The organism is Acinetobacter sp. ATCC 27244 (genome assembly GCF_000156555.1).
Lineage (GTDB): Bacteria > Pseudomonadota > Gammaproteobacteria > Pseudomonadales > Moraxellaceae > Acinetobacter > Acinetobacter haemolyticus.
In genome coordinates, this window is sequence record NZ_GG665962.1 from 227,401 (window position 1) to 253,691 (window position 26,291).

A 26,291-nucleotide genomic window follows, 5' to 3' on the forward strand; every position below is an offset into this window, starting at 1 on the left:
ATTGAGAACATCATCATGCGTCAAAATGTGGAATTGGTGATTTTTGATTGGGATGGAACCTTGTTTGATTCTGTTGGGCAAATTGTGGCAAGTTTGCAGCATGCTGCACAACAATTTGAACAGCCGCTGAGCAGTGATGCTGCGAAAAGTATTATTGGTTTGGGCTTGCCTGAGGTTATGCAAATCTTATTTCCACAGGTACCCCATTTACAGCAGGATATTTTGCAATGTTATGCGGATCATTATGTGGCAAACTCGAAGGGTGATGTCTGGTTTAATGGCGTTGCTGAACTACTCACTGATTTAAAGCAACAAGGTTTGAAACTTGCTGTTGCGACGGGCAAAAGCCGTAAAGGCTTGGATCGAGTGCTTGGACAAACCAATAGCCATGACATTTTTGATATTACCCGTGCGGCGAGCGAAACAAGATCGAAACCAGATCCATTGATGTTAAAAGAAATCATTTCAGAGATGGATGTGGCTGTGGATCGCGCCATTATGGTGGGAGATACCAGTTATGATCTTGAGATGGCACAAAATCTGAATATGCCAAGAATCGGCGTCAGTTATGGCGTGCATAGTGTTGAAACGTTACAACGTTATCAACCGCTTACGATTGCGGATAATGTGCAACAATTGCATGGTTATTTGCAAGGGATGATACAATCGACGGCACTCTCAGAGAGTTAAGTGGTTTAAGCATTACAGCAAGGTGGGGGAGTATGCTCTCCCATCAAAAAATAATAACAAAGCAATAGGGAAGCCATGAGTCGCTCAATTCGTTTGCTCAATCTTTTGCAATTATTAAGAGAATATCGATATCCAGTAACAGCAAAGGTACTGGCGGAACGTTTACGGATCAGTCAGCGTAGTGTTTATCGTGATATTGAGAGTTTGCGAGAGCAAGGGGTAAATATTGATGCTGCTGCGGGTCTAGGTTTTCAACTTAAAGAAAACTTCTTACTTCCACCGATGACATTAAATGAAACCGAAATTGAAGCTATTTTCTTGGCATTAAACTGGTTAAGTGAGATTCCTGATCAAGCCCTAAAATCAGCATCAACTTCTGTATTGGCAAAACTGAATGCGGTACTACCCGCGCATTGTCAGCATCTATTACAACAAACCACGCTAAGATCAATTCAAACATGGTTGCCTGTAGATGAGCAGTTGGTCGAGCAGGTTCGAATCGCGATTCGTCAACAAGTCAAAATCATGGTTGATTATGTCGATGAGCAGCAACGAGTCAGTTCAAGAGTATTGTGGCCATTTGCATTAGGATATTTTAATGATCGTATCGTTTTAGCAGCATGGTGTGAACTGCGTAATGGATTTCGACATTTCAGAATAGATCGCATACAGCAATTGAGTTTAAGCCAAGAATTATATCCTCATTTTAAACAACAACTTTTTCAACAATGGTGGATACAAGAAGTTTGCCATTCGACTACTGACAAAAACTGACAATCACAAGTATTAAATTTAAATAAGACCAAATAAACAAGGAAATATCAAAATGGCTCTAAAACTATATACAAATTCTTTTTCACGTGGTGTTGTTGTCGATTGGTTGTTAATCGAACTGGGTATTGAATGTGAACGCATTGAAGTTGCTTTTGATACGGAAATGAAAACACCTGAATATTTAAAAATTAATCCTTTTGGGAAAGTACCTGTTCTAGTTGATGATGATGTGGTGATCTATGAGTTGGGGGCTATTTGCGCTTATTTGACCGATAAGTTTGCAGAGAAAGGCTTAGCGCCAGCGTTAAATGATCCGCAACGTGGTGTTTATTATCGTTGGCTATTCTTCATTTCTGGACCATGGGAAGCTGCTGCAACCGACCGTATGCTTGGTGTAGGGGTGAATCCTGAACAAAAGTCTTCAGTTGGCTATGGCGACTATGATGATGCTTATAATGCCTTTGTGATTGGCGTGGGTGAAGCTGCACCTTATTTATGTGGTGAGCAGTTTACAACGGCGGATGTGTTGGTGGCAGCTATGTTATTTTGGCAACTGAAAATGGAAGAAATACAACCTCATCCAGCAATAGCGCGTTATTTGGATCATGTGAGTAAGCGTCCTAGTTATGAGAAATTTGCTGAATTTTTTAGTCATGCTGGTTAAGGATATAGAATTGTTAGAAACAGTCGCTTGATGCGGCTGTTTTTTTATGTGGTAAGGACATTCGTGAAAATGCCCGTGTATATCATCTGGAATAAAATCAACCACCAAACCGTATGATAACGACGTGAAAATGGTATTGACTCGGTCAAAGAAAATCAGCATAACTAACAGCTTATGTTAGGATCAGAGCATCATTAAATTTTCTGAGATTGATACTTTTTGTATATGAGAAAAGCTTGGATTGACTTGATACTTAAAGCCTAAAGATCGAAATATTCCTATTATCCCATGCGATTGGATTTCACCATAGAAGACGTACATGAAAGATAAGCCGACATTAACCTATCAATTGCCGACACAATCTTGCTTGAGCCATACATGGATGAAGCCTCCATTTCCGCATGAGGCATCTGAGCATAGTGGTCTTGATCGTTTCTACAATCTAGAGCGTCCTTTGTCACCACTAGGTCGTAAAGGCTTGGTGAAATGGCTTGCCACACGGAAGTCCTTTACATGGCAGGTTGATCGTGCTCATGAGTTGAATCAGCGTAATCAAATTTTGGAGTTTCCCCAAAACCGTCCGCATGCAGATCTGAATGATTGGCAAATATGGTTTGTGGGGCATGCGACTGTTTTGATCCAAATAGGTCCGTATAACTTTTTAACAGATCCTGTTTGGAGTGAATATGCAAGTCCACGGCAAGGACGTGGTCCACAGCGTGCGTGTACAGCTGGAATTGCTTTAGAGCATCTGCCTTATATTCATGGTGTGCTATTGAGCCATAATCATTATGATCATCTTGATTTGGCGACTTTAGAATGGCTTCATCAGAAGTTTGAAATGCCGATCTATACGGGTTTAGGCAATGGTTATTATATGCCTGAACATTTGCATGTGATTGAAATGGATTGGTGGCAAGAAATTCCATTTCATGATGAATTGAAAATTGCGTATACACCTGCACAGCATGCCTCTGGGCGTGGATTGAGAGATCAGAATCGCGCATTGTGGGGCGGATTTTCGTTGCTCGCAAAAACAGGACATTGTTTTTTTGCTGGTGATACAGGATATGCTGGGCACTTTAAACAGATTCATGAGCGTTATGGTGATGCGAGAGTGGCATTGTTACCTATAGGCGCTTATGAGCCTCGTCATTTGATGCGTTATGTTCATATGAATCCACAAGATGCATTCCATGCACATTTAGACTTACATGCCCATCGATCTCTCGCAATACATTATCGAACTTTTCAGCTCACGGATGAAGATCGTGATGCACCAGAACAAGAGCTGATGCATGAGATGAAAGCATCCTCAAAATTAGTGAGCCCATTTTATTGTATTCGTGAAGGGCATTTTATTCGAGCTTGAGCTCTTGGAGGGTATCAATACACCACAATGCAATAATTGAAAGGCTAATCAGTCCGAGATTCATGACGACAGGATTAAATGCTTGATAGATTTTATTTGGGTAAATCAATAAAACGAAAATGAATAACCCAATCAAACTGATAATATTTAACCTGTGTAAATATCGATGTGTAAATAATAAAAACATAAAACCGAAGCTAATTTCAGCGATCCCCGAAAGTGAAATTATCCAGAAGATATACTCTGAAGCTAAGCCCATGTATTGCCAAAAGTATTGTTCATCCTCTACTTTAAAAATTAATTTTGGAAATAAACCCTGATAAATCCATAGCAAGCCAATCATGACCTGACTTAACTTCAAAATACGTTGATGGGTTTGGATTAAGGTATTCATGAAACCATATCATTAGTTAAAAAATGAGCCGCGATTTCAGGTGTCATTCTGTAGCATTGTTCAGTTTTACCAAAAAGAAGATAGCGGTTGAGGGCAACACGTCGGTATCCAAAATCTCGGATCACTTTGGGAATAAATTGAGTGTACTTAAGTGTTGAATATGGAAATGATAAGTGTTTAATGATTCTGATAAATGCAGTTGATTCTGTATATAGTTTTCCACGTTCCACTAATACCATTGTTTCAAAATGATCAGTAGGAAGTTGATACATCGTTAAAATACGTTGACCTATTGGTGACTGAACTGATGCTAACTTGAATTGAAGTTGAGGATCATTTTTCACCATGAAATCCGCCCATGCAGAGCATAGTACACAATGAGCATCAAACAAGATGATATTACTGTCTTGGATTATATGATTGAGTGAAGTGGTCATTGTTATTATTTTCCAGATTCATTGTTGTGATCATAGTTCAAAATCCAGCATAAAAAAATGAAGAACCATAAAAGGTTCTTCATTTCTCCATTTTAAGAGGATTTAAGCAAGATCAAAACGATCTGCATTCATCACTTTGACCCAAGTTTTCACAAAGTCTTTGACGAATTTCTCTTTGTTATCATCTTGAGCATATACTTCTGCATAAGCACGTAGAATTGAATTTGAACCAAAAACTAAATCCACACGGCTTGCTGTCCATTTAACTACACCGCTGTCACGTTCGACGATGTCATAACTATTGCGGCCTGTTGGCTTCCAGTTATATTTCATGTCAGTGAGATTTACAAAGAAATCGTTACTAAGTACGCCAACACGATCCGTCAAGACACCTTGCGGGTTGTTACCATAGTTCGCACCGAGTACACGTAGGCCACCAACCAATACTGTCATTTCCGGTGCAGTAAGTCCCATGAGTTGTGCTCGATCTAATAGCAGCTCTTCTGGCATTGTTGCATAGTGTTGCTTCTGCCAGTTACGGAAACCATCATGTAACGGTTCTAATGGTTCAAATGAATAAACATCAGTTTGTTCTGCGGTTGCATCACCACGACCTGGGGCAAATGGTACAGTGATCTGTACACCTGCTTTATGCGCAGCTTGTTCTACGGCAGCCGTGCCTCCAAGTACGATTAAATCAGCAATACTGACTTTTTTGCTTAAACTTGCTTGGATTGACTCCAATACACTTAACACACGTTGTAAACGCTCAGGTTCATTGCCAACCCAGTCTTTTTGAGGTGCTAAACGGATACGGGCACCATTCGCTCCACCGCGGAAATCTGAACCACGATAAGTACGTGCACTGTCCCAAGCAGTTGTAATTAAATCTGAACTAGATAAACCACTTGCAAGTAACTTCGCTTTAAGCTCTGCAATTTCGCTATCTGTCAAAGTATAGTCAACAGTTGGAATTGGATCTTGCCAAATTAAATCTTCTTGAGGAACATCTGGACCTAGATAACGGCTCTTTGGCCCCATGTCACGATGGGTCAACTTAAACCATGCGCGCGAGAATACTTCCGCTAAATAAGCTGGATCACGATAAAAACGTTCTGAAATTTTACGATATTCAGGATCGATTTTGAGTGCCATGTCGGCATCGGTCATGATCGGATTACGACGGACATTTGGGTTGTGGGCATCGACAGGCTTGTCTTCTTCTTTAATGTTAATGGGCTCCCACTGATGAGCACCTGCTGGGCTCTTGCGCAACTCCCAATCATAAGTGAAAAGTAGATAGAAAAATTCGTTATCCCATCGAGTTGGATGAGTGGTCCAAGCGCCTTCGATACCACTGACCATTGTATTTGCACCATTACCCGTTCCTTCAGAGTTATGCCAACCTAAACCTTGGAATTCAACATCTGCACCTTCAACGTCAGCACCTAAATTCTCTGCTTTACCATTTCCGTGTGCTTTACCGACAGTATGACCACCTGCAGTTAATGCGACGGTTTCTTCATCATCCATTCCCATTCGATCAAATGTGGTACGCATATCTTGAGCTGTGCGTAAAGGATCAGGTACACCATCAACGCCTTCAGGGTTGACATAAATGAGGCCCATTTGAACTGCTGCAAGCGGATTTTCTAAAGATTCACGGTCTTGATCATTGTCATAACGGTTTTTGGTTGCATCTAACCATTTTTTTTCGCTACCCCAGTACACATCTTTTTCGGGTGCCCAAATGTCGACGCGACCGCCAGCAAAACCAAATGTTTTCAGTCCTGCAACCTCATAAGCGACTGTACCTGCAAGAACAATTAAATCGCCCCATGAAATTTTATTGCCATACTTTCTTTTGATTGGCCAAAGCAGACGACGGCCTTTATCGGTATTGACGTTATCAGGCCAGCTATTTAGAGGTGCAAAACGTTGGTTACCAGTATTTGCGCCACCACGCCCGTCCTGTTTACGGTAGCTACCGGCAAGGTGCCATGCTGTACGCACCATCATACCAACATAACTGCCCCAATCGGCAGGCCACCAGTCTTGGCTCGTATTGATGAGTTCTCGTAAATCTTGCTTGACGGCTTCTAAATCAAGTTCTGAAAAAGCTTTTGCGTAATCAAAATCAGGATCCATTGGATCAGTTTTTTTATCATGTTGATGTAAAATATCGAGATTTAAGGCATTTGGCCACCAAGCCATGGGGCCGCCTTGCATTTCTGTATTGCCGCCGTGGAGAACAGGGCATTGTCCTGATGTCGTATTGATTTGTGATTTATCGTTCTGGCTCATGATTCTTCTCCATCGAGATAACGCCTGAGTAACGTAATCTCGACTATTGGACCGTTCAAAGATATGAATGTGTAACCGCCGCATTGACAAAATCGGTATCGAAATCTCAGATGCCTAAATTGATGTGCAATGACTAAGTTCGCATCCTTTGTATTTTTACTCTAGGTTGATGACGTTTTTTTTTCCAATGGATTAAAGTTGATGTCTTAAGTGCTTTATTCGATTGAAACTGTTTAAAGCTTAAACAGGAATAGGAGATTTGTGGATGTGAAAATTGTTAAAAATGATAAAAAATGTTGAAAAATAAAAAGCTTAATTCATTTTTAATTTTTTATATAAAAAGTCGTTGTAATGATTAATGACCTAACTAAAAATAGATGAAATCGGTAAAAAAGCATGAAATAGACCTGTTGCAGTTATGTAAAAATAGTGAATTTATGCATATTTTTCTACACTTATTTTAATAAAGAGGCTCATTTAAGTTTCTCAATGAAATGCTAGGTAGGAGATATGTAAGTCACAAGAATTTGCAGGTTTACTATGATATTTTTAATTTTATCTTTTGAGGAGATTAAAAAATAATGAAAGCATTCGCAATAGGACTCGGTCTATCATTAGCAGCACTTGCAGGTTGTACATCTATGCCTGAAACAGATGGAGGCAAAGCAAACTCGTTACAATCACTCAGTGTTGAGTTTGTGGGGCAAGGAACTTATGGCGTCTCGCCACAGCAAGGTACAGCAAGTTTGTATGCAGTAGATAGTCGTATGGCTGATGCGCCAGCAACGTTGATTCAGAAAAAGAAAGTTCAAGTTTCTCAGATTCCTTTTACAGTGGATTTTACAATACCAGCAGATCATAAAAAGCTGATTCAACCAGCGGTTCGAGCGGATGCTGAAATTACGTATTATGTGACATGGGAATCTGATCGTAAAAATCTTGCAGCTAAAGATACGATTGTGATTGACTATGATCGTCAATTTCCTCGTGTGAGCTTAAATCAAGGTAAGCAGCAAGTTTATCTTCGTGCTGCAAAATAATTAGATTGATAAAGGGGACTCTGTCTGAACAGCATCCCCTTTGATGATGTTGCGTTTAGGCGCCGACTAAACGATTCGATTTGACCATATCAGCTAAACCATGGGTTCTGAAATAGTGTTCTAACCAACTTTTAATGACTAAAGGGTTATTCATTTGCAGAACGTCATCCAGTAGACGCTTCGCGTCACTCATTGGGACATGGCAAATCGCTTTGCGTACTCTTAAAATATTACTTGAACTCATTGACAGTGTGTCAAAGCCCATTGCAATTAATAAAATAGCGGTTAATGGGTCACCTGCCATTTCTCCACAGACACTCACTGGTTTTTGGTGTGCCTGACAGTCGAGCGCTAAGCGCTTTAATGCTCTGAGGACTGATGGGTGATAATGTGAATAAACGTTGGCAACATGAGGGTTGTTACGATCAACAGCGAGTAAATATTGAGTTAAATCGTTTGAACCCACAGAGAAAAAATCGACTAATTCTGCAAACTCATCAATTTGAAAGAGTACACTTGGGACTTCAACCATAATCCCAATTTTAGGTTTATTGATTTTGACTTGTTCTTCTTCTTGAACTGCAATCCAGTCACGTTCCAATAAATACAGAACTTCCTCAACCTCACTGACACTGGTCACCATCGGCAAGAGGATGTGTAGATTGTTTAGACCAATACTTGCCTTTAGCATTGCCCGAATTTGAGCTGAGAAAATTTCTGGGTGGTCGAGTGTAAAACGCAGACCACGCCAACCTAAAGCGGAGTTTTCTTCTTCAATGCTAAAGTATGGTAGATCCTTATCTGCACCAATGTCGAGAGTTCGCATGGTGACAGGTTTATTGGCAAAATGGCTGAGCTGTTGACGATATATTGCTCGTTGTTCTTCTTCACCAGGAAAGCGATCACGGAGCATGAACGGGATTTCACTACGGTATAAACCAACGCCTTTTGCACCACGTTGCACGCCACGAACTACATCAATCATTAAACCCGTATTTACAAATAGCGGAATCGCAACGCCATCTGGGGTAATCGCATCTTTGGTTTCGTATTGCTTTAAATCTTTCGCAATTTGTTCTTCTTCTTTTTGGACTTCTTTATAGCGTTGACGTAAACGTCGTGGTGGATTAACGAAGATACGTCCTTGATAAGCATCGACAATCATCTCAATGTCATCAAGTGTGGTAATCGGTAATTCAGTCACCCCGACAACGGTTGGAATACCCAACGCACGTGCAACAATCACCATATGTGAATTGGCAGCACCTTCTGAGGTTACAATCGCCGCGATATTGTCAACAGGTAGTTCAACTAATGCAGCAGTACTGATTTCTTCACCGATCAGGATACTATCTGGGCTCAACTCTCGATGACTTGTATCGTTTTCTTGTAAACAAGCGAGGATTCGACGGCCTAGATCTTTTAGATCAGATACGCGTTCACGCAAATAATCATCTTCCATTTGTGCAAATAGAGCAGAGTGCTTGTCGATGACTTTTCGTACGGCACCTTGTGCCCAGCTACCATCACGAATATGATCTTTGATCTCACTTGGAAGTGCATTTTCATCTAGCATTCGTAAGAACACACTAAACAGTGCTCGTTCTTCCGACATCAATGAATCTTGCATCTTTTCATCAAGTGATTGGATTTCTGCGCGAACAGCAACGATTGCTTGATCCAAGAGTTCCAGCTCTTCACTGATATCATCAGCCTCACGATCTGGAATCGCAGTGAGATCTGCGGGTGGATACAATACGATAGCACGTCCTAAGGCAATTCCCCCCAGCACCCGAAACACCTTGGAAGGTCTTGTAGCTAGGGCCATTACTTGGTTTACGGAATACATCAATATTTCCCACCGCATGCGCATGGGCAATAACACCTGAGAGCTGTGCACAAAGCGTAACGAGAAAAGATTCAGCCGCTTCACTAAAGTCTTGGGGCTCTTTCTTTTGTACAACGAGAACGCCCATTACCTTACGACGGTACATGACGGGAACGCCGAGGAAGGAGTTAAATAACTCTTCACCTGTTTCGGGTAAATAAGCAAAACGATCATGTTTTGGTGCATTGTCTAGGTTGACGATTTCTTCGCGTTGACCGACTAAGCCAACAAGTCCTTCACCTACATTTAATGCAACTTGACCAACAGATTCTGGATTTAGACCTTTAGAGGCCATGAGCACATAACGCTTATTACGCTCATCCAGTAAATAAATCGAGCACACATCCACATCCATTGCTTCTGCAACATGGTTGACCATAATGTCCAAAGAATCATGCAAACTGACGGACGCATTAATTTCTTGGACAATGCGTCTAAGGGTGTCGAGTTGCATGTTTGACATGGATGTTTACTCCAATTTATAAATCGTTATTGCCTAGTTATAACAGCTCTCTTGTCAAAAATCATTGCTTAAAGTGATGATTTATTAACGTTTAACGCTGAGGTAATTGTAAACACAACTCCATCATGGCCTTACGGTAAACATCACGTTTGAAGTTGACCACTTGACCCAAAGGATACCAATAACTCACCCATTGCCATTCGTCGAATTCGGGTGGGTCAGAGAGGTTTAACTGAATATGATGTGGCGATGCCGTCAGCTTCAGTAAAAACCACTTTTGCTTTTGTCCAATACATACCGGATCTGAATCTGACCGAATGTACCGATGTGGCAAACGATAACGCAGCCAACCTTTTGTTTGCGCTATAATTTGGACGTGTTCGGGCAATAAACCGACTTCTTCTCTCAGTTCACGATAAAGTGCCTGTTCAGGGGTTTCTCCAAACTGGATTCCTCCTTGTGGAAATTGCCAAGCATTGTGACCAATGCGTTTTGCCCATAAGACGTGTCCGTCATCGTTTGCCAAAATGATCCCGACGTTGGGTCGGAAACCTTCTGAGTCGATCATTTGGCTACCTAAATTTTGTCTATATCGTTGACTTTGATCTCGGGGACAGTCACGCTTGCACGTCCAACTCGTAAAAGATCAAAGTAAAATGTTTAAAATTGCTATGATCTTAACGAATTTTTAGTGACTTACGGAAATAGATTTACGTTTTTTTTCTTTAATTTGCATTTAAATGAGCATTTATATGAAATTGGCTTTGTTTGATTTAGATCATACCCTGTTAAATACCGATTCTGACCATTCGTGGGGTGAATTTTTGGTCAATGAAGGTTTAGTTGATCCAGTTCATCATCGTCAAATGAACGATAAATTTTATGAAGATTACAAAGCAGGGCAACTGGATCCGATTGCTTATAATGAGTTTGTTTTTGAGTTTTTAACCAAGCATGACAATAACTACTTAACCGATCTCCATCAGTTGTTTATGCAAAAAGTTATTCGCCCTAAAATGCGCCCCAAAGGTTTTGATACCATTAAAAAACATCAGGATCTGGGACATGCGATTGTGGGAATTACCGCGACCAGTGACTTTATTACGGCACCAATTTTCCGTGAATTTGGTATTACTGAAATTATTGCGACCAATGCAGAAATATCCGACGGCAAATACACAGGCAAGGTGACGGGAATTCCGTGTTATCAAAAAGGCAAGCTTGCACGTTTAGATCAATGGTTAGCAGGACGTACGGTGAGTGAGTCTTGGGCTTATTCCGACTCAATCAACGATCGGTTCTTACTTGAATATGCGACCCATGCCATTGCGGTAAATCCTGATGATCGTTTGGAAAAACTTGCACAAGAACAACAATGGGACATTCAGGATTGGTCGATTTAAGTCATCATTTGGATCAGTTCCTCAGCCGCTTTGGATTGGATTCGTGCTGGATGCCAAACCATGCCTAGCTGGCGATTCATGTTTAGATTCAAATCTAAGCGGGTGAGTTCATGATTGAGTAAGGTTTTTGGCAAGACTGACCAGCCTAAACCGATCGAAACCAGCATTCTGATGGACTCTAAAGGATTATTACTCATGGTAATTCTGGGTTTTAATCCTTTTTTCTCAAACTCAGCCAAAGTGATTTGGCTGGTATAGGTATGAGCCGCAGGTAATAGACTCGGATAAGCAATCAAATCCTCAAGTTGAAGATCATGTTGTTGGGCCAGTGGATGAAATGGTGCGGAGACGAAAACCAAAGGATCTTCCCAGATCGTGACATAATTAAGACGATCATCGCCGACAGGCGGCAAGGTCAGAAATGCCAGCTCCAATTCTCCAGCCAGTACTTGTTCATGAGCCTGTTCAGAATCAACAAAATGAACATCTAAAGTGACTTTGGGATAATGTTGCACAAACTTTTTTAATGGTTCGGCAAGATGATGCAGGCCAATATGATGGCTGGTACCGATCTTGAGGCGACCCTGAACTTGGGCTTGCTCATGGCTCAATGTATGATGAATCTCACCGAGTTCATTTAACCATGTTTTGACTTTGGGTAATAATGAGTGAGCAGCATGAGTAGGCTGAATTCCTCGTCCAGCCGATTCAAATAGTTTGACGCCAAAATAATCCTCTAAACTATGAATTCGTTTAGTGACCGCTGGTTGAGTAATGAAAAGCTGTTCAGCAGCAATTGAAATTGAACTTGTTTCCATAACTTTAACAAACGCTTCAAAGGCGGCAAGATTCATAATTTAGGCTCGAAAATCATTAAAATTTAGATGTTTATTTTTGATGGCTAAGCATATACAGCAAACTATTTTAGGCAAAAGCGGTGAACAAAGATAGTTTAAGCTGTATATGTATAATTAAAAGTTAGGCTTTTTGTTCGGTTTTATTCCAAATTTTTTCATGGAAGAAGTAGGCAAATGCTTGTACGGTTGGTTCAAGTAAACTCAAAGTTACCGCCATGATGAGATTTCCAGTGACTACATAAGCGACCAACATGGCCACTGTGATATGCATGAAGTAGTAGCTTAAGGTTTTTTTTAAAGTTCGCTGATTTTTAATCACAAACTGTTGGATATTAGCCATGCTGTCACCGTCTTATCAAATTAGATTTATATAAATAATAATCATTATCATTAAAAATGTAAAAAAGAAATTTCAATTGCTGATGATTGGTTTTATGAATCGTGGTTGAAGAGAATATTATTATAAAAACAAATTATTCCAAAAAGTTTGTTAATTTATAAAAATGATAAATTAGATTTATGTGAAACGGTTGTTATAATCAAGCTAAGATTACAAATACCCAGTCCTATGGCAAGCATCACGGAGAGCGATGACATGGCAGGCAAGACATTGTATGACAAATTATGGGATGACCATTTAGTCACTGAGCGTGATGATGGATCGTGTTTAATTTACATTGATCGTCATTTATTACATGAAGTGACTAGTCCACAAGCATTTGAGGGTTTACAGCTTGCAGGACGTCAACCATGGCGTTTAAGTGCCAATGTCGCAACACCTGACCACAATGTACCGACCTCTAAAAAAGAGCGTGAACAAGGCATTGCAGGGATTGAAGATGATACTTCTCGTATCCAAGTTCAAACCTTAGATGATAACTGTAAGACCTTTAATATCGTTGAATTTGGTATTAATGATATCCGTCAAGGGATCGCGCATGTGGTTGGACCAGAACAAGGTTTAACATTACCTGGGATGACGGTGGTATGTGGTGATTCGCATACGGCAACGCATGGTGCTTTCGGTTGTTTAGCGCATGGTATTGGGACATCTGAAGTTGAGCATGTATTAGCGACACAATGCTTGGTACAGAAAAAATCGAAGAATATGCTTGTTCGCGTTGATGGTGTCTTAGGCAAAGGTGTGACATCGAAAGATGTGGTTTTAGCCATCATTGGTAAAATCGGTACAGCGGGTGGCACAGGTTACGCAATCGAATTTGGCGGTCAAGTATTCCGTGATATGTCGATTGAAGGTCGTATGACTGTTTGTAATATGGCGATCGAGGCTGGCGCACGCGTGGGTGTGGTGGCTGTCGATGATAAAACTATTGCTTATGTGAAAGATCGTAATTATGCACCTAAAGGTGAACAGTGGGATCAAGCAGTAGAATATTGGAATACTTTGCATTCGGATGATGATGCTGAGTTTGATGCAGTCGTGGTGTTAAATGGTGCTGAGATTGAACCACAAGTATCATGGGGAACTTCTCCAGAAATGGTGATTCCTGTTTCACAGGCTGTTCCGACATTAGAACAAGCCAAAGATGATGTACAACGCAATGACTGGACACGCGCATACCAATATATGGGCTTAAATGCAGGTCAAGCTTTGGCAGATATCCAATTAGATCGAGTGTTTATTGGTTCTTGTACAAACTCACGTATCGAAGATATTCGTGCTGCTGCTGAAGTTGTAAAAGGCCGTAAAGTCGCTTCAAGTATCAAACAAGCGATGATCGTTCCAGGTTCTGGTTTGGTCAAACAGCAAGCAGAACAAGAAGGTTTAGATCAGATTTTCTTGGAAGCAGGTTTTGAATGGCGTGAACCAGGTTGCTCAATGTGTTTGGCAATGAATGCTGATAAATTGCAACCAGGTGAGCATTGTGCATCGACTTCAAATCGTAATTTTGAAGGTCGTCAAGGTAATGGTGGTCGTACGCATTTGGTTAGTCCAGCAATGGCAGCAGCGGCAGCAATTGCAGGGCATTTTGTTGATGTTCGTTCATTCTAAAGGAGCTAAACCATGGAAAAATACACTGTAGAACAAGGTATTGTTGCACCTTTAGATCGTGCCAATGTCGATACAGACTTAATTATCCCAAAACAGTTTTTGAAATCAATTAAGCGTACTGGCTTTGGCGACAACTTATTTGATGAATTGCGTTATTTGGATGAAGGTTATTTAGGGCAGGATATTAGTAAGCGTCCGAAAAATCCAGATTTCGTTTTAAATAAACCACGTTATCAAGGTTCAACGATTTTATTGGCACGTACCAACTTTGGTTGTGGTTCAAGTCGGGAACATGCACCTTGGGCGTTAAACGAGTATGGTTTCCGTACTGTGATTGCGCCAAGCTTTGCAGATATTTTCTTTAACAACTGTTTTAAAAACGGTATGTTACCTGTGATCTTGTCTGAAGAGATTGTTGATCAATTATTTAAAGAATGTGCTGAAGCCGAAGGCTATCAACTCACCATTGATTTGGAAGCACAAGAAGTGCGTACGCCGAAAGGTGATGCATTCAAATTTGAAGTTGATCCATTCCGTAAACATTGTTTATTGAATGGTTTGGACGATATTGGTTTAACTTTGCAGGTTGCTGATGAGATTCATGCATATGAAGCTAAAGCAAAACAAGCGCGTCCTTGGGTATTTGCCGAAATCAAAGCCTAATTGTTTGAATACATTTTGAACATAGACATAGCATAGCGATACAACTCTTGCTAACATGCAAACAAAGATTATTTTGCTTGCATGTTGCTATGACATGAGGACTGGGCCTGAACAATGAGAAGGATATTGGCACGCAATATTTTGTTGTGTTTATCTGTTGGAACAATTTTAGCTGGATGTCAAAACACAACTAATGTGGTTGATCAAGTTCGTATTGCTCAAAATACACTAGAGCAAAAAGCGAATAATGCAACCTTACATTGTTCAGGCGTAGAGAATTGTGAGTTTGCTCGAATTAATGATATTGAGGTCATTAATGCAACGTCACATCGTATAAGTCGACAGGCGATGGAACGTGGCATTGTCAGATTACAGGGTTCTGTATTCAGCCGAAAACAGCAAGTTTATCTCAGTGTTCCCGCGAAAGAATATGAAATCGTGATCCGTTTCTATCCGATTTCTCTTGATCGTGCGGAAACCTTTCATGTCATTCATGAGTTTAAACCGTATTTACGCTATACCTTCAAAATGTATCGTGATCGCACTTCTCGTTCAGGTAGCTTACTAACCGTTTCTGCACCTGATCCTTTATGTGTTGATTTACAGCAAGAGCAACAAACAATTCGCCGTTTTTGCAGATCTTATGATGTCAGCAAAGGCTTAGGTGAATTTATTGAAAAAAAGATTTAATTCGCTTGCAGTGAGAACTGCGCATATCAAACTGGAAAAATAGATGTCTAAACATATTTTAATTTTAGCGGGTGATGGCATTGGTCCTGAGATTGTTGGCGCTGCTGAAAAAGTACTAACTAAGGTCAATGATAAATTTAATTTAGGTTTGACATGGGAGCATGGTTTACTCGGTGGCTCAGCGATTGATGAACACGGTGAACCTTATCCAGCCATCACGAGCGAACAAGCCAAAAAAGCTGATGCAATTTTATTGGGTGCAGTGGGTGGACCGAAGTGGGATACCATTGAACGTTCTATCCGTCCTGAGCGTGGACTATTAAAAATTCGTAGTGAACTCAATCTATTTGCAAATCTACGTCCAGCAATTTTATATCCACAATTGGCTGATGCTTCGAGCCTTAAACCAGAAATTGTTTCGGGTTTAGATATTTTGATTGTTCGTGAATTAACGGGTGGGATCTATTTCGGTCAACCACGTGGTATTCGTGAACTCGAAAATGGTGAGAAACAAGGCTATAACACGGACGTTTATTCAGAAAGTGAAATCAAGCGTATCGCAAAAGTAGCATTTGAACTTGCAGGATTGCGTGGCGGAAAAGTTTGCTCAGTGGATAAGGCCAATGTGCTCGAAGTGACTGAGTTGTGGAAGCAAACTGTTACTGATTTACAGCAAGCACAATATTCAAATATTCAGTTATCACACATGTATGTTGACAATGCTGCGATGCAATTGGTACGCGCGCCTAAACAGTTTGATGTGATTGTGACTGGTAATCTATTCGGTGATATTTTATCGGATGAAGCGGCGATGTTAACGGGTTCAATTGGTATGTTACCTTCTGCATCGTTGGATGAGAATGGCAAGGGAATGTATGAGCCTTGTCATGGTTCTGCGCCAGATATCGCAGGTCAAAATGTCGCAAACCCGCTTGCAACCATTCTCTCTGTAGCGATGATGTTGCGTTATACCTTCCGTGAAGAGGCTGCTGCCAAAGCAATTGAAGATGCTGTTGGTCAAGTATTGGATCAAGGTTTCCGTACAGCTGACATTATGTCAGAAGGTATGAGCAAAGTAGGTACCGATGCGATGGGTGAGGCGGTAGTTTCTGCACTCAACTAAATGCTTATAAATAAAAAAACGCAGCTAAGGCTGCGTTTTTTATTTGGGATATCGCTTTAGCAAGCTTTGCCTTCATAGCGAATTGAGCGCGCAATTTGTTGCTGATCGAGCTCAAAAATAATATGGCAGTAAAAATTGACATCATAAGACTGTTGTCGGGTAGAGGCTGAGTTCAATCGCACTGAACCTCCCATATTCGGCCCTGAACCACCTATAGACTCGGCAATGGGTATAGGAATGTTAATTGGTCGCAAAACCGTATACGTCAAGGTATCTGTTGTCATTTGAGGATGTTTAAGCGTTTGAAAGCCTAAGTCATTCAAGTTGAGATTCTGTTGAATGTTCTGAGCAGATTGCCCGATGTAAGGTTGGAGATAGTCTTGTAATTGAATAGACTGCCATTTGGGTGTTGCACAGCCTTGCAATAGTAATGCGAAGAAAATAATAAAAAATTTATAATGCATTGCGACTATTTCCTTATTTTTGGAATAAATAATTTTTTATATTTGATCGAAGAATATGAGATGCGTATACAAATCTATCGGTTCTGGAGACGATATTATATTACAGTAATAATTACTATCGCTCTAAACAACTAAGTGAGTGTTAGATCATTAAATAGCGTATTCGCTTATAGCTTATAAAAAAAGCCACATGAGTTGTGGCTTTTTTGCATTCACGAATTCTTAGCGCGCACGATAAGTAATACGACCCTTTGTTAAATCATAAGGTGTCATTTCAACTTTTACGCTGTCGCCTGTCAAAATACGGATATAGTGTTTACGCATTTTACCAGAAATGTGAGCAATAACTTCGTGACCGTTTTCTAAACGTACACGGAACATAGTATTAGGAAGCGTTTCGGTGACAACGCCTTCGAACTCGATGAGTTCCTCTTTATTGGCCATGGCCTACCTGATGATCAAATTGGAAAGGCGCAAATTATAGTCAATTTATTTAAAATTTACAAGATGAAGTCACGATAAGGCAGCCAGATATTAGCCGAAAGAAATTGTTAGACAATTCTTAAAATTTTTTTTACAAAAGAAGCAGAATATTGTTGTCAGTTTGGTCAATCAACGTTAATCTAAATTTATTGTTCATTGTCACAATAACGTACTTACAGGGAAGGGCACTGCGTGGGTCAGCTAACAGATGCATCAGTTGTATTGCGCTTTGGTTATCAGGCAATTCGTAAAGCAGGATTACCGACAGAAGAGATTTTAACCAAGGCTGGAGTGGCTCTCAATCAAGTTGATACCAATGCACGAACGCCATTAAGTGCACAGAATGCATTTTGGATCGCTGCACAAGAAGTAAGTAACGATCCTGATATTGGGCTACATCTTGGTGAGCATTTGCCTTTGTATAGAGGGCAGGTCATTGAACATTTGTTTATTAGTAGCGAAACTTTTGGTGAGGGGCTAAAGCGTGCTTTGGCTTACCAACGTTTAATCAGTGATGCTTTTGATGCGAAATTGATTATTGAAGATGGTCGTTGTTATCTCAGTAATGGCGAGCAATATTGGCCAGATAACTTGGTGAATCGTCATTTTTCTGAATGTGCGATGTCGGGTATTCTACGGTTCTTTAAGTTTATTACTGAAGGTCAGTTTCAGCCGATTTATATTGATTTCAATTTTAATGAAGGTGCTGACGATGATGAGTATTTTCGTGTTTTCGGTTGTCCTGTGAGCTTGGGTCAAAAAGAGACTCGACTTTATTTTGATGCAACTGTACTAGATTATCCATTATGGCAAGCTGAACCAGAACTATTGCAGCTCCATGAACAATTAGCGATTGAAAAATTACAAGAGCTAGCCCGCTATGATTTAGTAGGTGAGGTGCGTCGTGCCATTGGTTCAACCTTGGAAAGTGGTGAGACCACTTTGGAGACAGTTGCCGCACAATTGAACATCACACCTCGTCGTCTAAGAACTCAATTGAGTGAGGCAAATACCAGTTTTCAGCAAATTCTTTCTGATTATCGTTGCCGTTTAGCCAAAAAGTTATTGGCAAACACCAATGAGAGTGTAGAACGTATTGTGTATTTAACTGGATTTTCAGAGCCAAGTACTTTTTATCGCGCATTTAAGCGCTGGACCAATGAAACCCCTGTTGAATATCGTAAAAGAAAGCAACGTTAAAAGTTTCCAAAAACCTTATCAATCAGATAAGGTTTTTTTATTCAGGAAGATTCAACCAATGCGGTCCCAATGGTGATTGTGGGAGATCAAACTGTTCAGGATACTCTGCTTGAATGAAGTACAGTCCATCGGCAGGTGCCGTAATACCAGCGGCTTTGCGGTCTTGTGCAGCGAACATGTGATCAATATGGTCGATTTCATACATCCCTTGTCCAATTTCAAGTAAGCAGCCCATAATATTTCGCACCATATGATGCAAAAAACCATCCGCTTGAATATCAAGAACTAGATAGCGGCCATGTTCAAACAAACGACAATGTTTGACGTGGCGTACAGGTTGATTGGATTGGCATGCTGCAGCGCGGAAGGTCTCAAAATTGTGCGTGCCTTCAAATTTTGCAGCAGCAGCAATCATTTTCTGTACATCAAGGGTTTGATAGAGATGGGTTACTTGCTTATACAATAATGCGGGGCGAGTTGGGGCGTTATAAACGATATAGCGATAGCGTCTTGCGCGAGCTTTAAAGCGAGCATGGAAGCTTTCATCCATGCGTTTAATCCACTGAAGTGATATATCCTTCGGAAGTTGGCTGTTTGTCCCCATGAGCCAACCACGATCTGGGCGGATTGCGGTAGTATCAAAATGCGCAACCATATTGGTTGCATGTACTCCTGCATCCGTACGTCCAGCACCATGCAATATAATAGGGTGATCTGCAATCGTGCTTAAAACTTTTTCAATGGTTTCTTGAACACTTGCAACGCCTGCTTGTTGTGTTTGCCAACCACGGTATTGAGTACCGCAAAATTCAATACCAATTGCATAACGTTGCATGTCTTAACCTCAGAATTAGTGTTGCTGCCAATGTGTGAACCATTGATCGTGGGTCGGGTATTTTAAATACATTTGCAGGGCTTTTGCATATAAATCGGCATGGCTATGACAATCATTGAGCAAAACTTTGGCAGAATGAATCCATGAACTAACTGCATAACGTTGATCTATTTGCCCGAAGGTGACTTGAGTACTAACAATGGTGAGGCATTGGCGCTGATAGAGGGCTTCAAATAACGATAGTATCTCATCATTGACAGCAATATTGCCCGTCCCAAATCCTTGTAAAATTAAAAAGTGAGGTGGGTTTGCAAGAATATTCTTTAGCTGTAGGGTGAGCTGCTCTTGCGCGATGGGTTGTAACATCAAGTTGAGTACGCTGAGCTGTGTGGCTTGTTCAAAATGTTCATTTTGGACCACAAAATAATCGGCGACAGTCAGACATTCTTGAGTTGCTGCAACACCTGCAAATGCATTCAATTCAGTCGTATGAACTTTTAGTGCTGTTTGTGCATGGAAAATCTGTTGATGAAAGGCAAGATAGACACCAGCAGGGAGTCGAAGGACTTGCTCACATGCGAGAGTTAAATTACTCAAGGCATCAGTAAACTCTCGGATGTCATTTGCATCAATGTTGAGTAGAGGATACTGGCTACCTGTAATCACGACATGGCAAGAATGCCCTATGAAACGCGCAAGTGTTGCTGCTGCATAGCTTAGAGTATCTGTACCATGGATGATGACAAAATGCTGAAAACCGTCAAGTTGTAGTTGCTGAACTTGTTGTATAAGTTTGAGCCAGTCTGTTGCAGTACAAGCGCTACTGTCTTTGATACTTGGTGCAGCAAAACACTCTACCGAGAAATGTGTAGGGATTACTTTTTTCAGTGCAGGTAAAAAGCTGTGTTCAGGCATCGGCATCAAAGGATCACCAACGCAGCCAAAGGTTCCACCCATATAAATTAAAGCGATTGTTTTCATAATAGAAATTTTTTCATCATAAAAAAGCAGTCATGGAGACTGCTTATTTTAGACCGATCTGCTTTATGACGCTATTTGATTCAGTAATTTTTGTGAACGTTGTTGTTGTTCAGCATTAAACTGAGATTGGCTACTTTGTAGCAATACTTGGGCAGACTCGTATGCCCCAAGTTCGATGTATTGCTCAGCAAGATCTAAGTTAAGTTGAGCTTCATCTAGCTGCTGCAAATCTGGAAAAGATTGGGCAAGTGGATCAGTTAGCGTAACAGCTTCTGGTACGACCTGTGCAGGAGAATTTGCTGCTAAATCAACATTTGTTTCGGTAGTACCAAAGTCCAATTCAGCTTTTTCTAGTTCAACTGGACTGTCTTCAAATGCCACTTGTTCAGGTGCGAGGTTCGGGGATAGATCCGTTTTAGATTGAGTCTCCTCAACTTCATCTAAAGGTTGAGTGGGTGCTAACTCTAAATTACCAAAGCTAAAATCTAGGGCTGGTTTTTCTTCAGGCTGTTTTGTTTCTTCGATACTTGGTGTTGAATCAATACTTGGGGTAAATGCCAGCGCTTGCTGGTCTTGAACATCTACAGCAGTAGTGTCAGTTTTGGCTGTTTCTTTTTGCTCGAAAGAGAAGTCAAAATCTAAAGGTTCAACGGCTGATTTCGGCTCTGCAATCTTTTCTTGTTCAGCAGGTGCAATATATTCAGATTGCAAGTCATCAAAACTTTGGGGAGTATCTTGTGCTAAGCCATCAAACTCAGATTTTTGCTCTGATGTCGTGTCTATCGTAGGGGCACTAGCTTGATGGTCGAACTCAATACTGTCAAATGAAGTCGCTTTTAACCCTTCTTTTTTCTTAACTTCAGCAGCTTGAGCAATATCGGCTAACTTTAATGCATGCAAATGTTTGATCAATTGATCAATTGCGAACTCATCTTTTTGTGCTAAATGAATATCTGCTAAAAATAAATATAATTCATGTTGAGCATTATCTTGTTTTAACGCTTGGTTAATCTGTGCTTCAGCAGTCAGATAATTACCCTGTTGAATTTCATGACTCAGTCTTTGACGCAGACTTTCCGAGATTGGTGTTGTCACTGCTGGGGCAGGTACATGCTCTTCTTGAACCAATGTAGTACGCGATGAAGCTTTTTTCACAGTTTTGCTAGCAGTTTTTTTTGCTGCGGACTGCTTTTGCTGACCTTCACGCTTTTTAAGAACGATTGCTACAATCAAAACGATGACGAGCAATACGATTATTATAGTTGACATGATCTATACCCCTTAAAGCCAGAACCGCTTTATACAAATCTATAAATGTTTTCGTAACTTAGTGCGCTGAATTCTTCGCTTCCTTTTGCGCTTTCAACTGATCTTGTAGTGCAGCGAGTCGAGCATTGAGCAGTTGAATCCGTTGTTCCTTTTGGCGTAAAGCCAATTCTAACTGCGTTACGTTTTTTTGTAATGTAACGGTTTTTTCTCGTGCTGTCATAACTTTTAATGACAAGTCTGCAGTGCTTTTTTGCTGTAATGTGTCTTTTTTGGCACTTCCAGTGCTTGAATCTTGATTGCTTTCCGCAACTAAGGTCATTTCAGCCTGTTGCAAGCGATATTTCGCTTTCTCAGCTGGTATACGTGATTGTGCAGTTATAGTTGATGTTGGTGGTGTTTTTCTCACTGGAACTGAGTTGAGATTGAAGTTTAAATGAGAACCTTGTCTTAAGCGATTGGCATTGCCGCCGATAAAAGCATGTTCGTTCTGTTGCTTAATTTGATGCATCACTTGATGTAATGGTTGTTGCGTCTGCGCTGAAATGCGTTGGGCAATACTCCAAAGTGACTCATTTCGTTGTACGACATGCTGTTGAGCATTGGCTGATGCTGCTGGTTGTTGATTGGTTGGCGCTTTAGGCTTTGTTGCCTCTTTTAACGGCAGTTCTTGGGCCTTTTCAGATGCTTGTTCTATTTTTACTTCTGCTTGGGCAGTTTCTATTTTGCTTTCATTTGCTGTGGTATTGCTTTGCGTAATGTCTTCATCTGTAGCAGTTTGAGTTGCTAACGTATTTGTATTGGCTTGATTTTTAGCTGTAGAGTTGATTTCTTCTTTTATTTGAGCTTGCTCAATAGTTGCAGTTGCAGTTGCAGTTGCAGTTGCAGAATGACGTGTCTCTGAAATATTTAAGACAGGAGGGAGTACAAAAGGGGCGTTTAAGAGCTTTTCTTGTTTCAAACTGGGCTGGGTTGTTGTATTAAATTGAGTACTTTCAGGCAGGTTTAAAGCAATGTCTTTTTCACTTACGATGAACTTGGGTGTCAAAGATTTTTCATAGCTGCTTTTAGCATTGTTTGCGACTTTGGCATTTTGTCGAATGGGTTGTCGAATATGCTTTAAATGTGAGGCACTACCTTCTTGTATTTTTAGAATAATATTTAGCTCAGGATCGAGCATTGGGCGAGTAGAGGTAACAACGATAACACCCTCACCGCGATTATTACGACGTGTAAAAAAATTGAGATGTGCAGGTGGTTGATGTGTTGCACCTAACATACGCAAGTCATCTGGTGTTGCTAGTGAAACCTCTAATCTTGCATTTGAATCTGCTTGATGAAAGCTCATTTCAGCATAAAGTAATTCACCAGGTGCAGATTGAATTTGCAGCGGGTCAAAGGTAATCGCATAAAGAGATTGCGAAGATAAAATGGCTAAAATGGCAATTTTTAATTTGTTATTAACAGTCATCTCGATCCATGAATAGTGGTGTTGTAGTCAGGTCTAGGGCCCGTTGATATTTCAGCCATGGTGAAATGCCAACACTAGCTGAGTATACATTACCGTGATGTAAATGGATTGTAAATTCCTTATCTACGGTAATAAAAAAAGCCGATCAAATGTGATCGGCTTTTGTTTTTTATCAGTTTTTGCTTACGCGTTCTTGAATTCCACAAGAATGCGTAACATACGACGTAAAGGTTCAGCTGCGCCCCAAAGTAGTTGGTCTCCTACCGTAAATGCACCGAGGTATTCTTTACCCATGTTCAGTTTACGTAAACGACCAACAGGTACAGTTAAAGTACCAGTAACTGCAACAGGGGTCAGATCGGTCATTGACGCTTCGCGTGTATTAGGAACAACTTTAGCCCATTGACTCGAATTACGGATCATATCCTCGATCTCATCAAGCGGTACATCTTTTTTCAATTTCAAAGTAATTGCTTGAGAGTGACAACGCATCGCACCGATGCGGACACAATGACCATCGATAGGAACAATTTGTTGATTACCTAAAATCTTGTTGGTTTCAACTTGACCTTTCCATTCTTCTTTTGACTGACCACTTTCGAGTTGTTTATCGATATAAGGGATCAATGAACCTGCCAATGGCACGCCAAAGTTAGCTTTAGGGAAGCCTTCACCACGTTGTAAGTCAGCAATTTGACGATCAATATCAAGAATTGCAGACTTAGGGTCATCTAATAATTCTTTAGTATTGTTGTACAAATAACCCATACCTGTAATGAGTTCACGCATGTTTTGAGCACCAGCACCAGAAGCTGCTTGGTAAGTCATAGAGGTCGCCCACTCAACCAAATTATTTTGGAAAAGTGAACCTAAGCCCATCAGCATCAATGAAACGGTACAGTTACCACCAACGAAAGTCTTTGTTCCGTTGACTAAACCATCTTTGATCACATTTAAGTTTACTGGATCAAGAACAATGATCGCATCATCTGCCATACGTAGTGTAGATGCAGCATCAATCCAGTAACCATCCCAACCCTCGGCTTTAAGTTTTGGGAAAACTTCAGAGGTGTAGTCTCCACCTTGACAGGTCAAAATGACATCCATTTGCTTCAGACTATTAATGTCCGTTGCATCCATAAGTGCTGGGGCAGTCTTACCACCAAATGAAGGTGCTTCGCCACCTGCATTACTGGTAGAGAAATAAAATGGCTCAATGTGAGCAAAATCATTCTCTTCAACCATACGTTGCATAAGGACAGAACCTACCATCCCACGCCAACCGACCAGACCTACTTTCATGTCATTTTGCCTCGGTATCTAAAAAACTTTAAGGGGCTTGAGTGTATCAAAAGTGAACGCAACTGCAAGCGTTACATGAATAAAACAGTTGATTTATTGTGTGGAATTATTTGTTTGTGTTAGATGGAAAACTGATAAAGCCACAACTTTATTTAAAATTTATCACCTCCCAAGAGAAAAATGAACATGATATGGATTCAGGTTGGTGCGGTACTGGTTATATGGCTGACGTTTTGGTCACTGATCCCACGAGATGAATGGTGGTTTCGAGGAACGGATTTCCCTCGATTGCAAATCTTAGCCGTTGGTCTTCTTATTTTCTGTGCGATGTTATTTGTAGTCGCAGATTGGACGATCTGGAGTGAGGTGCTGTTTGTTCTATTAGTTGCCGCAATTGCTTATCAATTAAAAATGGTTTTGCCGTATACGCCATTGTGGAAAAAACAAGTGCTTAAAGTGAAGACTGGCCAATTAAAGTCTGAACAACAAATCTCATTATTGGTGGCTAATGTTTTAACACCTAATGATCAATATCATTTGCTGTTAAAACAGATTGAAAGTTTAAAACCTGATGTTGTGCTAACACTTGAATCTGATGCAGTGTGGCAGCAAGCATTGAGTTCAATTGAAAAAGATTATCCTTACCGTGTTCCTGTTCCTCTGGATAATTTATATGGTATGCATTTATATAGTCGTTTGCCACTCAGCCATAGCGAAGTTAAATTTATTTTAAGTGATGAAATTCCATCGATTCACACGACTTTAACTCTGCCATCAGGTTTGCATGTGCAATTATATTGCTTGCATCCTAAGCCCCCAAGTCCAACTGAAGCAAAAGATTCAACGTTGAGAGATGCTGAGTTACTTATTGTTGGGGACCAGATTAAAGATCTGGATCAATCTTGTATTGTGATGGGCGATTTAAATGATGTTGCGTGGTCCAGAACAACACGATTATTTCAAAGAATTAGTGGTTTACTCGACCCACGAGTTGGTCGCTATTTTATGAATACTTTTCATGCTGATTATCCTTTGCTGCGCTGGTCTCTCGACCATATCTTTCATAGCACCGATTTTGGTTTGGTTGAAATGAAAAGACTTGCTCATATTGGCTCTGATCATTTTCCTATCTATGTAGTTTTGCAAACAGATCGCATTTTTGAGCAGCAACACCAAGAGTTAGAGCAAAGTGCAGAAGATGAGCAGGATGCAAAGGAAGCGATTCAGGATGGTATAGAAAAAGCTGAGAAAGAAGAGAAAATAGTTGTAGATGAGTTGGCTCAGCCACATAAACGTGAGATGGAAAGTGAAAATAGACAAGGTGTATTGTAAGCATTATCGTACAGGAATTTAGGTCTACAGCGAATAGTCTGACAAGATTAAAAGGTTTATTCTAAATACATCAGCACAAGGAAGCAGGAATGGATTTCCGTTTAAGGATAGCAACGCTGAGATGGATAAAAGCATTATGGATATGATGCATGCGATGGACGCAAGAGAATAAAAAAGATGT

General features: G+C 40.5%; 25 protein-coding genes and 1 pseudogene. 12 read left to right on the plus strand and 14 right to left on the minus strand.

Annotated features, from left to right (window positions below; all coding sequences use genetic code 11):
- Positions 1–15: 15 nt before the first annotated feature.
- From HMPREF0023_RS13075 to HMPREF0023_RS13090, 4 genes are all read left to right on the plus strand, one after another.
- A complete protein-coding gene (locus HMPREF0023_RS13075) occupies positions 16–690 on the plus strand; it encodes an HAD-IA family hydrolase (protein WP_026056289.1) in 675 nt (224 codons plus the stop codon).
- Positions 691–765: 75 nt separating this feature from the next.
- A complete protein-coding gene (locus HMPREF0023_RS13080; RefSeq protein ID WP_004637775.1) occupies positions 766–1,464 on the plus strand; it encodes a helix-turn-helix transcriptional regulator in 699 nt (232 codons plus the stop codon).
- 52 nt (positions 1,465–1,516) lie between these two features.
- The gene (locus HMPREF0023_RS13085; RefSeq protein WP_005083699.1) at positions 1,517–2,128 is read left to right on the plus strand and encodes a glutathione S-transferase family protein; all 612 of its coding nucleotides are present in this window, start codon (positions 1,517–1,519) and stop codon (positions 2,126–2,128) included.
- 319 nt (positions 2,129–2,447) lie between these two features.
- Positions 2,448–3,500: an MBL fold metallo-hydrolase gene (locus HMPREF0023_RS13090; protein ID WP_004637777.1), complete on the plus strand. Its 1,053-nt coding sequence runs from the start codon at positions 2,448–2,450 to the stop codon at positions 3,498–3,500.
- Here HMPREF0023_RS13090 and HMPREF0023_RS13095 read toward each other — a convergent pair.
- The 3 genes from HMPREF0023_RS13095 to katG all read right to left on the minus strand — a co-directional run bounded on the left by HMPREF0023_RS13095 (position 3,487) and on the right by katG (position 6,635).
- Complete coding sequence (locus HMPREF0023_RS13095; RefSeq protein ID WP_005088109.1) at positions 3,487–3,894, minus strand: DoxX-like family protein; 408 nt, start codon at positions 3,892–3,894, stop codon at positions 3,487–3,489. The genes HMPREF0023_RS13090 and HMPREF0023_RS13095 overlap by 14 nt on opposite strands.
- A complete protein-coding gene (locus HMPREF0023_RS13100) occupies positions 3,891–4,331 on the minus strand; it encodes a thiol-disulfide oxidoreductase DCC family protein (protein WP_005088111.1) in 441 nt (146 codons plus the stop codon). Before HMPREF0023_RS13100 ends, HMPREF0023_RS13095 begins: the two co-directional genes overlap by 4 nt.
- Positions 4,332–4,433: 102 nt before the next feature.
- Positions 4,434–6,635, minus strand: a complete 2,202-nt coding sequence (gene katG / locus HMPREF0023_RS13105) for a catalase/peroxidase HPI (RefSeq protein WP_005088112.1) — start codon at positions 6,633–6,635, stop codon at positions 4,434–4,436.
- Positions 6,636–7,216: 581 nt separating this feature from the next.
- Between katG and HMPREF0023_RS13110 the strand changes: the two genes are divergently transcribed.
- Entirely contained in the window at positions 7,217–7,675 is a 459-nt protein-coding gene (locus HMPREF0023_RS13110; RefSeq protein WP_005088113.1) for a hypothetical protein, read from the plus strand.
- Between the two features lie 55 nt (positions 7,676–7,730).
- Here the strand turns inward: HMPREF0023_RS13110 and ptsP are convergent.
- Together ptsP and HMPREF0023_RS13120 are read right to left on the minus strand one after the other, a co-directional pair.
- Positions 7,731–10,026, minus strand: a pseudogene (gene ptsP / locus HMPREF0023_RS13115) (phosphoenolpyruvate--protein phosphotransferase).
- A 91-nt stretch (positions 10,027–10,117) separates the two neighbouring features.
- A complete protein-coding gene (locus tag HMPREF0023_RS13120; protein WP_004637784.1) occupies positions 10,118–10,594 on the minus strand; it encodes an RNA pyrophosphohydrolase in 477 nt (158 codons plus the stop codon).
- Between the two features lie 184 nt (positions 10,595–10,778).
- Between HMPREF0023_RS13120 and HMPREF0023_RS13125 the strand changes: the two genes are divergently transcribed.
- The gene (locus HMPREF0023_RS13125; protein WP_005088114.1) at positions 10,779–11,429 is read left to right on the plus strand and encodes an HAD family hydrolase; all 651 of its coding nucleotides are present in this window, start codon (positions 10,779–10,781) and stop codon (positions 11,427–11,429) included.
- On the opposite strand, the gene HMPREF0023_RS13130 is transcribed toward HMPREF0023_RS13125, so the two are convergent.
- Positions 11,426–12,283 (minus strand): LysR family transcriptional regulator, encoded by an 858-nt coding sequence (locus HMPREF0023_RS13130; protein ID WP_005083683.1) that lies wholly within the window; start codon positions 12,281–12,283, stop codon positions 11,426–11,428. The genes HMPREF0023_RS13125 and HMPREF0023_RS13130 overlap by 4 nt on opposite strands.
- Positions 12,284–12,407: 124 nt before the next feature.
- Positions 12,408–12,626, minus strand: coding sequence for a DUF2061 domain-containing protein (locus tag HMPREF0023_RS13135; protein WP_005083680.1), 219 nt, complete (start codon positions 12,624–12,626; stop codon positions 12,408–12,410).
- A 255-nt stretch (positions 12,627–12,881) separates the two neighbouring features.
- On the opposite strand from HMPREF0023_RS13135, the gene leuC reads away from it, so the two are divergent.
- From leuC to leuB, 4 genes are all read left to right on the plus strand, one after another.
- Positions 12,882–14,300 carry a 3-isopropylmalate dehydratase large subunit gene (gene leuC / locus HMPREF0023_RS13140; RefSeq protein ID WP_017396556.1) on the plus strand — a complete coding sequence of 473 codons (1,419 nt, stop codon included), beginning with the start codon at positions 12,882–12,884 and terminating at the stop codon, positions 14,298–14,300.
- 12 nt (positions 14,301–14,312) lie between these two features.
- Positions 14,313–14,963 carry a 3-isopropylmalate dehydratase small subunit gene (gene leuD, locus HMPREF0023_RS13145; RefSeq protein WP_008942309.1) on the plus strand — a complete coding sequence of 217 codons (651 nt, stop codon included), beginning with the start codon at positions 14,313–14,315 and terminating at the stop codon, positions 14,961–14,963.
- Positions 14,964–15,077: 114 nt separating this feature from the next.
- Entirely contained in the window at positions 15,078–15,653 is a 576-nt protein-coding gene (locus tag HMPREF0023_RS13150) for a hypothetical protein (protein ID WP_004637791.1), read from the plus strand.
- 43 nt (positions 15,654–15,696) lie between these two features.
- On the plus strand, positions 15,697–16,776 hold the full coding sequence (gene leuB / locus HMPREF0023_RS13155; protein ID WP_005088120.1) for a 3-isopropylmalate dehydrogenase: 1,080 nt from the start codon (positions 15,697–15,699) through the stop codon (positions 16,774–16,776).
- Between the two features lie 56 nt (positions 16,777–16,832).
- Here leuB and HMPREF0023_RS13160 read toward each other — a convergent pair whose 3' ends face one another.
- Complete coding sequence (locus HMPREF0023_RS13160) at positions 16,833–17,240, minus strand: hypothetical protein (RefSeq protein WP_008942310.1); 408 nt, start codon at positions 17,238–17,240, stop codon at positions 16,833–16,835.
- A gap of 222 nt (positions 17,241–17,462) precedes the next feature.
- A complete protein-coding gene (infA, locus tag HMPREF0023_RS13165; protein ID WP_001284370.1) occupies positions 17,463–17,684 on the minus strand; it encodes a translation initiation factor IF-1 in 222 nt (73 codons plus the stop codon).
- A 231-nt stretch (positions 17,685–17,915) separates the two neighbouring features.
- Here infA and HMPREF0023_RS13170 point away from each other — a divergent pair, with 231 nt between their 5' ends.
- Positions 17,916–18,923 carry an AraC family transcriptional regulator gene (locus HMPREF0023_RS13170; protein WP_004637794.1) on the plus strand — a complete coding sequence of 336 codons (1,008 nt, stop codon included), beginning with the start codon at positions 17,916–17,918 and terminating at the stop codon, positions 18,921–18,923.
- Between the two features lie 37 nt (positions 18,924–18,960).
- Here the strand turns inward: HMPREF0023_RS13170 and truA are convergent, their stop codons facing one another.
- The 5 genes from truA to asd all read right to left on the minus strand — a co-directional run bounded on the left by truA (position 18,961) and on the right by asd (position 24,778).
- Positions 18,961–19,758 carry a tRNA pseudouridine(38-40) synthase TruA gene (gene truA, locus HMPREF0023_RS13175; RefSeq protein ID WP_004637795.1) on the minus strand — a complete coding sequence of 266 codons (798 nt, stop codon included), beginning with the start codon at positions 19,756–19,758 and terminating at the stop codon, positions 18,961–18,963.
- Positions 19,759–19,773: 15 nt separating this feature from the next.
- Positions 19,774–20,739, minus strand: a complete 966-nt coding sequence (locus HMPREF0023_RS13180; protein ID WP_008942311.1) for an asparaginase domain-containing protein — start codon at positions 20,737–20,739, stop codon at positions 19,774–19,776.
- Between the two features lie 63 nt (positions 20,740–20,802).
- Positions 20,803–22,008: a FimV/HubP family polar landmark protein gene (locus HMPREF0023_RS13185; protein WP_008942312.1), complete on the minus strand. Its 1,206-nt coding sequence runs from the start codon at positions 22,006–22,008 to the stop codon at positions 20,803–20,805.
- 58 nt (positions 22,009–22,066) lie between these two features.
- On the minus strand, positions 22,067–23,476 hold the full coding sequence (locus tag HMPREF0023_RS13190) for a hypothetical protein (protein WP_008942313.1): 1,410 nt from the start codon (positions 23,474–23,476) through the stop codon (positions 22,067–22,069).
- A gap of 183 nt (positions 23,477–23,659) precedes the next feature.
- The gene (asd, locus tag HMPREF0023_RS13195) at positions 23,660–24,778 is read right to left on the minus strand and encodes an aspartate-semialdehyde dehydrogenase (RefSeq protein ID WP_004637799.1); all 1,119 of its coding nucleotides are present in this window, start codon (positions 24,776–24,778) and stop codon (positions 23,660–23,662) included.
- A gap of 186 nt (positions 24,779–24,964) precedes the next feature.
- Here asd and HMPREF0023_RS13200 point away from each other — a divergent pair, with 186 nt between their 5' ends.
- Complete coding sequence (locus HMPREF0023_RS13200) at positions 24,965–26,110, plus strand: endonuclease/exonuclease/phosphatase family protein (RefSeq protein WP_017395204.1); 1,146 nt, start codon at positions 24,965–24,967, stop codon at positions 26,108–26,110.
- Positions 26,111–26,291 lie beyond the last annotated feature (181 nt).

Excerpts from the sequence above, each read along its gene's own strand:
- HMPREF0023_RS13185 (WP_008942312.1), bottom strand. The coding sequence starts at position 22,008 with ATGTCAACTATAATAATCGTATTGCTCGTCATCGTTTTGATTGTAGCA.
- HMPREF0023_RS13200 (WP_017395204.1), top strand. The coding sequence starts at position 24,965 with ATGATATGGATTCAGGTTGGTGCGGTACTGGTTATATGGCTGACGTTT.
- katG (WP_005088112.1), bottom strand. The coding sequence starts at position 6,635 with ATGAGCCAGAACGATAAATCACAAATCAATACGACATCAGGACAATGC.
- HMPREF0023_RS13125 (WP_005088114.1), top strand. The coding sequence starts at position 10,779 with ATGAAATTGGCTTTGTTTGATTTAGATCATACCCTGTTAAATACCGAT.
- HMPREF0023_RS13085 (WP_005083699.1), top strand. The coding sequence starts at position 1,517 with ATGGCTCTAAAACTATATACAAATTCTTTTTCACGTGGTGTTGTTGTC.
- HMPREF0023_RS13135 (WP_005083680.1), bottom strand. The coding sequence starts at position 12,626 with ATGGCTAATATCCAACAGTTTGTGATTAAAAATCAGCGAACTTTAAAA.
- HMPREF0023_RS13110 (WP_005088113.1), top strand. The coding sequence starts at position 7,217 with ATGAAAGCATTCGCAATAGGACTCGGTCTATCATTAGCAGCACTTGCA.
- HMPREF0023_RS13090 (WP_004637777.1), top strand. The coding sequence starts at position 2,448 with ATGAAAGATAAGCCGACATTAACCTATCAATTGCCGACACAATCTTGC.
- leuD (WP_008942309.1), top strand. The coding sequence starts at position 14,313 with ATGGAAAAATACACTGTAGAACAAGGTATTGTTGCACCTTTAGATCGT.
- truA (WP_004637795.1), bottom strand. The coding sequence starts at position 19,758 with ATGCAACGTTATGCAATTGGTATTGAATTTTGCGGTACTCAATACCGT.
- infA (WP_001284370.1), bottom strand. The coding sequence starts at position 17,684 with ATGGCCAATAAAGAGGAACTCATCGAGTTCGAAGGCGTTGTCACCGAA.
- leuB (WP_005088120.1), top strand. The coding sequence starts at position 15,697 with ATGTCTAAACATATTTTAATTTTAGCGGGTGATGGCATTGGTCCTGAG.
- HMPREF0023_RS13160 (WP_008942310.1), bottom strand. The coding sequence starts at position 17,240 with ATGCATTATAAATTTTTTATTATTTTCTTCGCATTACTATTGCAAGGC.
- asd (WP_004637799.1), bottom strand. The coding sequence starts at position 24,778 with ATGAAAGTAGGTCTGGTCGGTTGGCGTGGGATGGTAGGTTCTGTCCTT.
- HMPREF0023_RS13130 (WP_005083683.1), bottom strand. The coding sequence starts at position 12,283 with ATGAATCTTGCCGCCTTTGAAGCGTTTGTTAAAGTTATGGAAACAAGT.
- leuC (WP_017396556.1), top strand. The coding sequence starts at position 12,882 with ATGGCAGGCAAGACATTGTATGACAAATTATGGGATGACCATTTAGTC.
- HMPREF0023_RS13100 (WP_005088111.1), bottom strand. The coding sequence starts at position 4,331 with ATGACCACTTCACTCAATCATATAATCCAAGACAGTAATATCATCTTG.
- HMPREF0023_RS13080 (WP_004637775.1), top strand. The coding sequence starts at position 766 with ATGAGTCGCTCAATTCGTTTGCTCAATCTTTTGCAATTATTAAGAGAA.
- HMPREF0023_RS13180 (WP_008942311.1), bottom strand. The coding sequence starts at position 20,739 with ATGAAAACAATCGCTTTAATTTATATGGGTGGAACCTTTGGCTGCGTT.
- HMPREF0023_RS13095 (WP_005088109.1), bottom strand. The coding sequence starts at position 3,894 with ATGAATACCTTAATCCAAACCCATCAACGTATTTTGAAGTTAAGTCAG.
- HMPREF0023_RS13150 (WP_004637791.1), top strand. The coding sequence starts at position 15,078 with ATGAGAAGGATATTGGCACGCAATATTTTGTTGTGTTTATCTGTTGGA.
- HMPREF0023_RS13075 (WP_026056289.1), top strand. The coding sequence starts at position 16 with ATGCGTCAAAATGTGGAATTGGTGATTTTTGATTGGGATGGAACCTTG.
- HMPREF0023_RS13190 (WP_008942313.1), bottom strand. The coding sequence starts at position 23,476 with ATGACTGTTAATAACAAATTAAAAATTGCCATTTTAGCCATTTTATCT.
- HMPREF0023_RS13120 (WP_004637784.1), bottom strand. The coding sequence starts at position 10,594 with ATGATCGACTCAGAAGGTTTCCGACCCAACGTCGGGATCATTTTGGCA.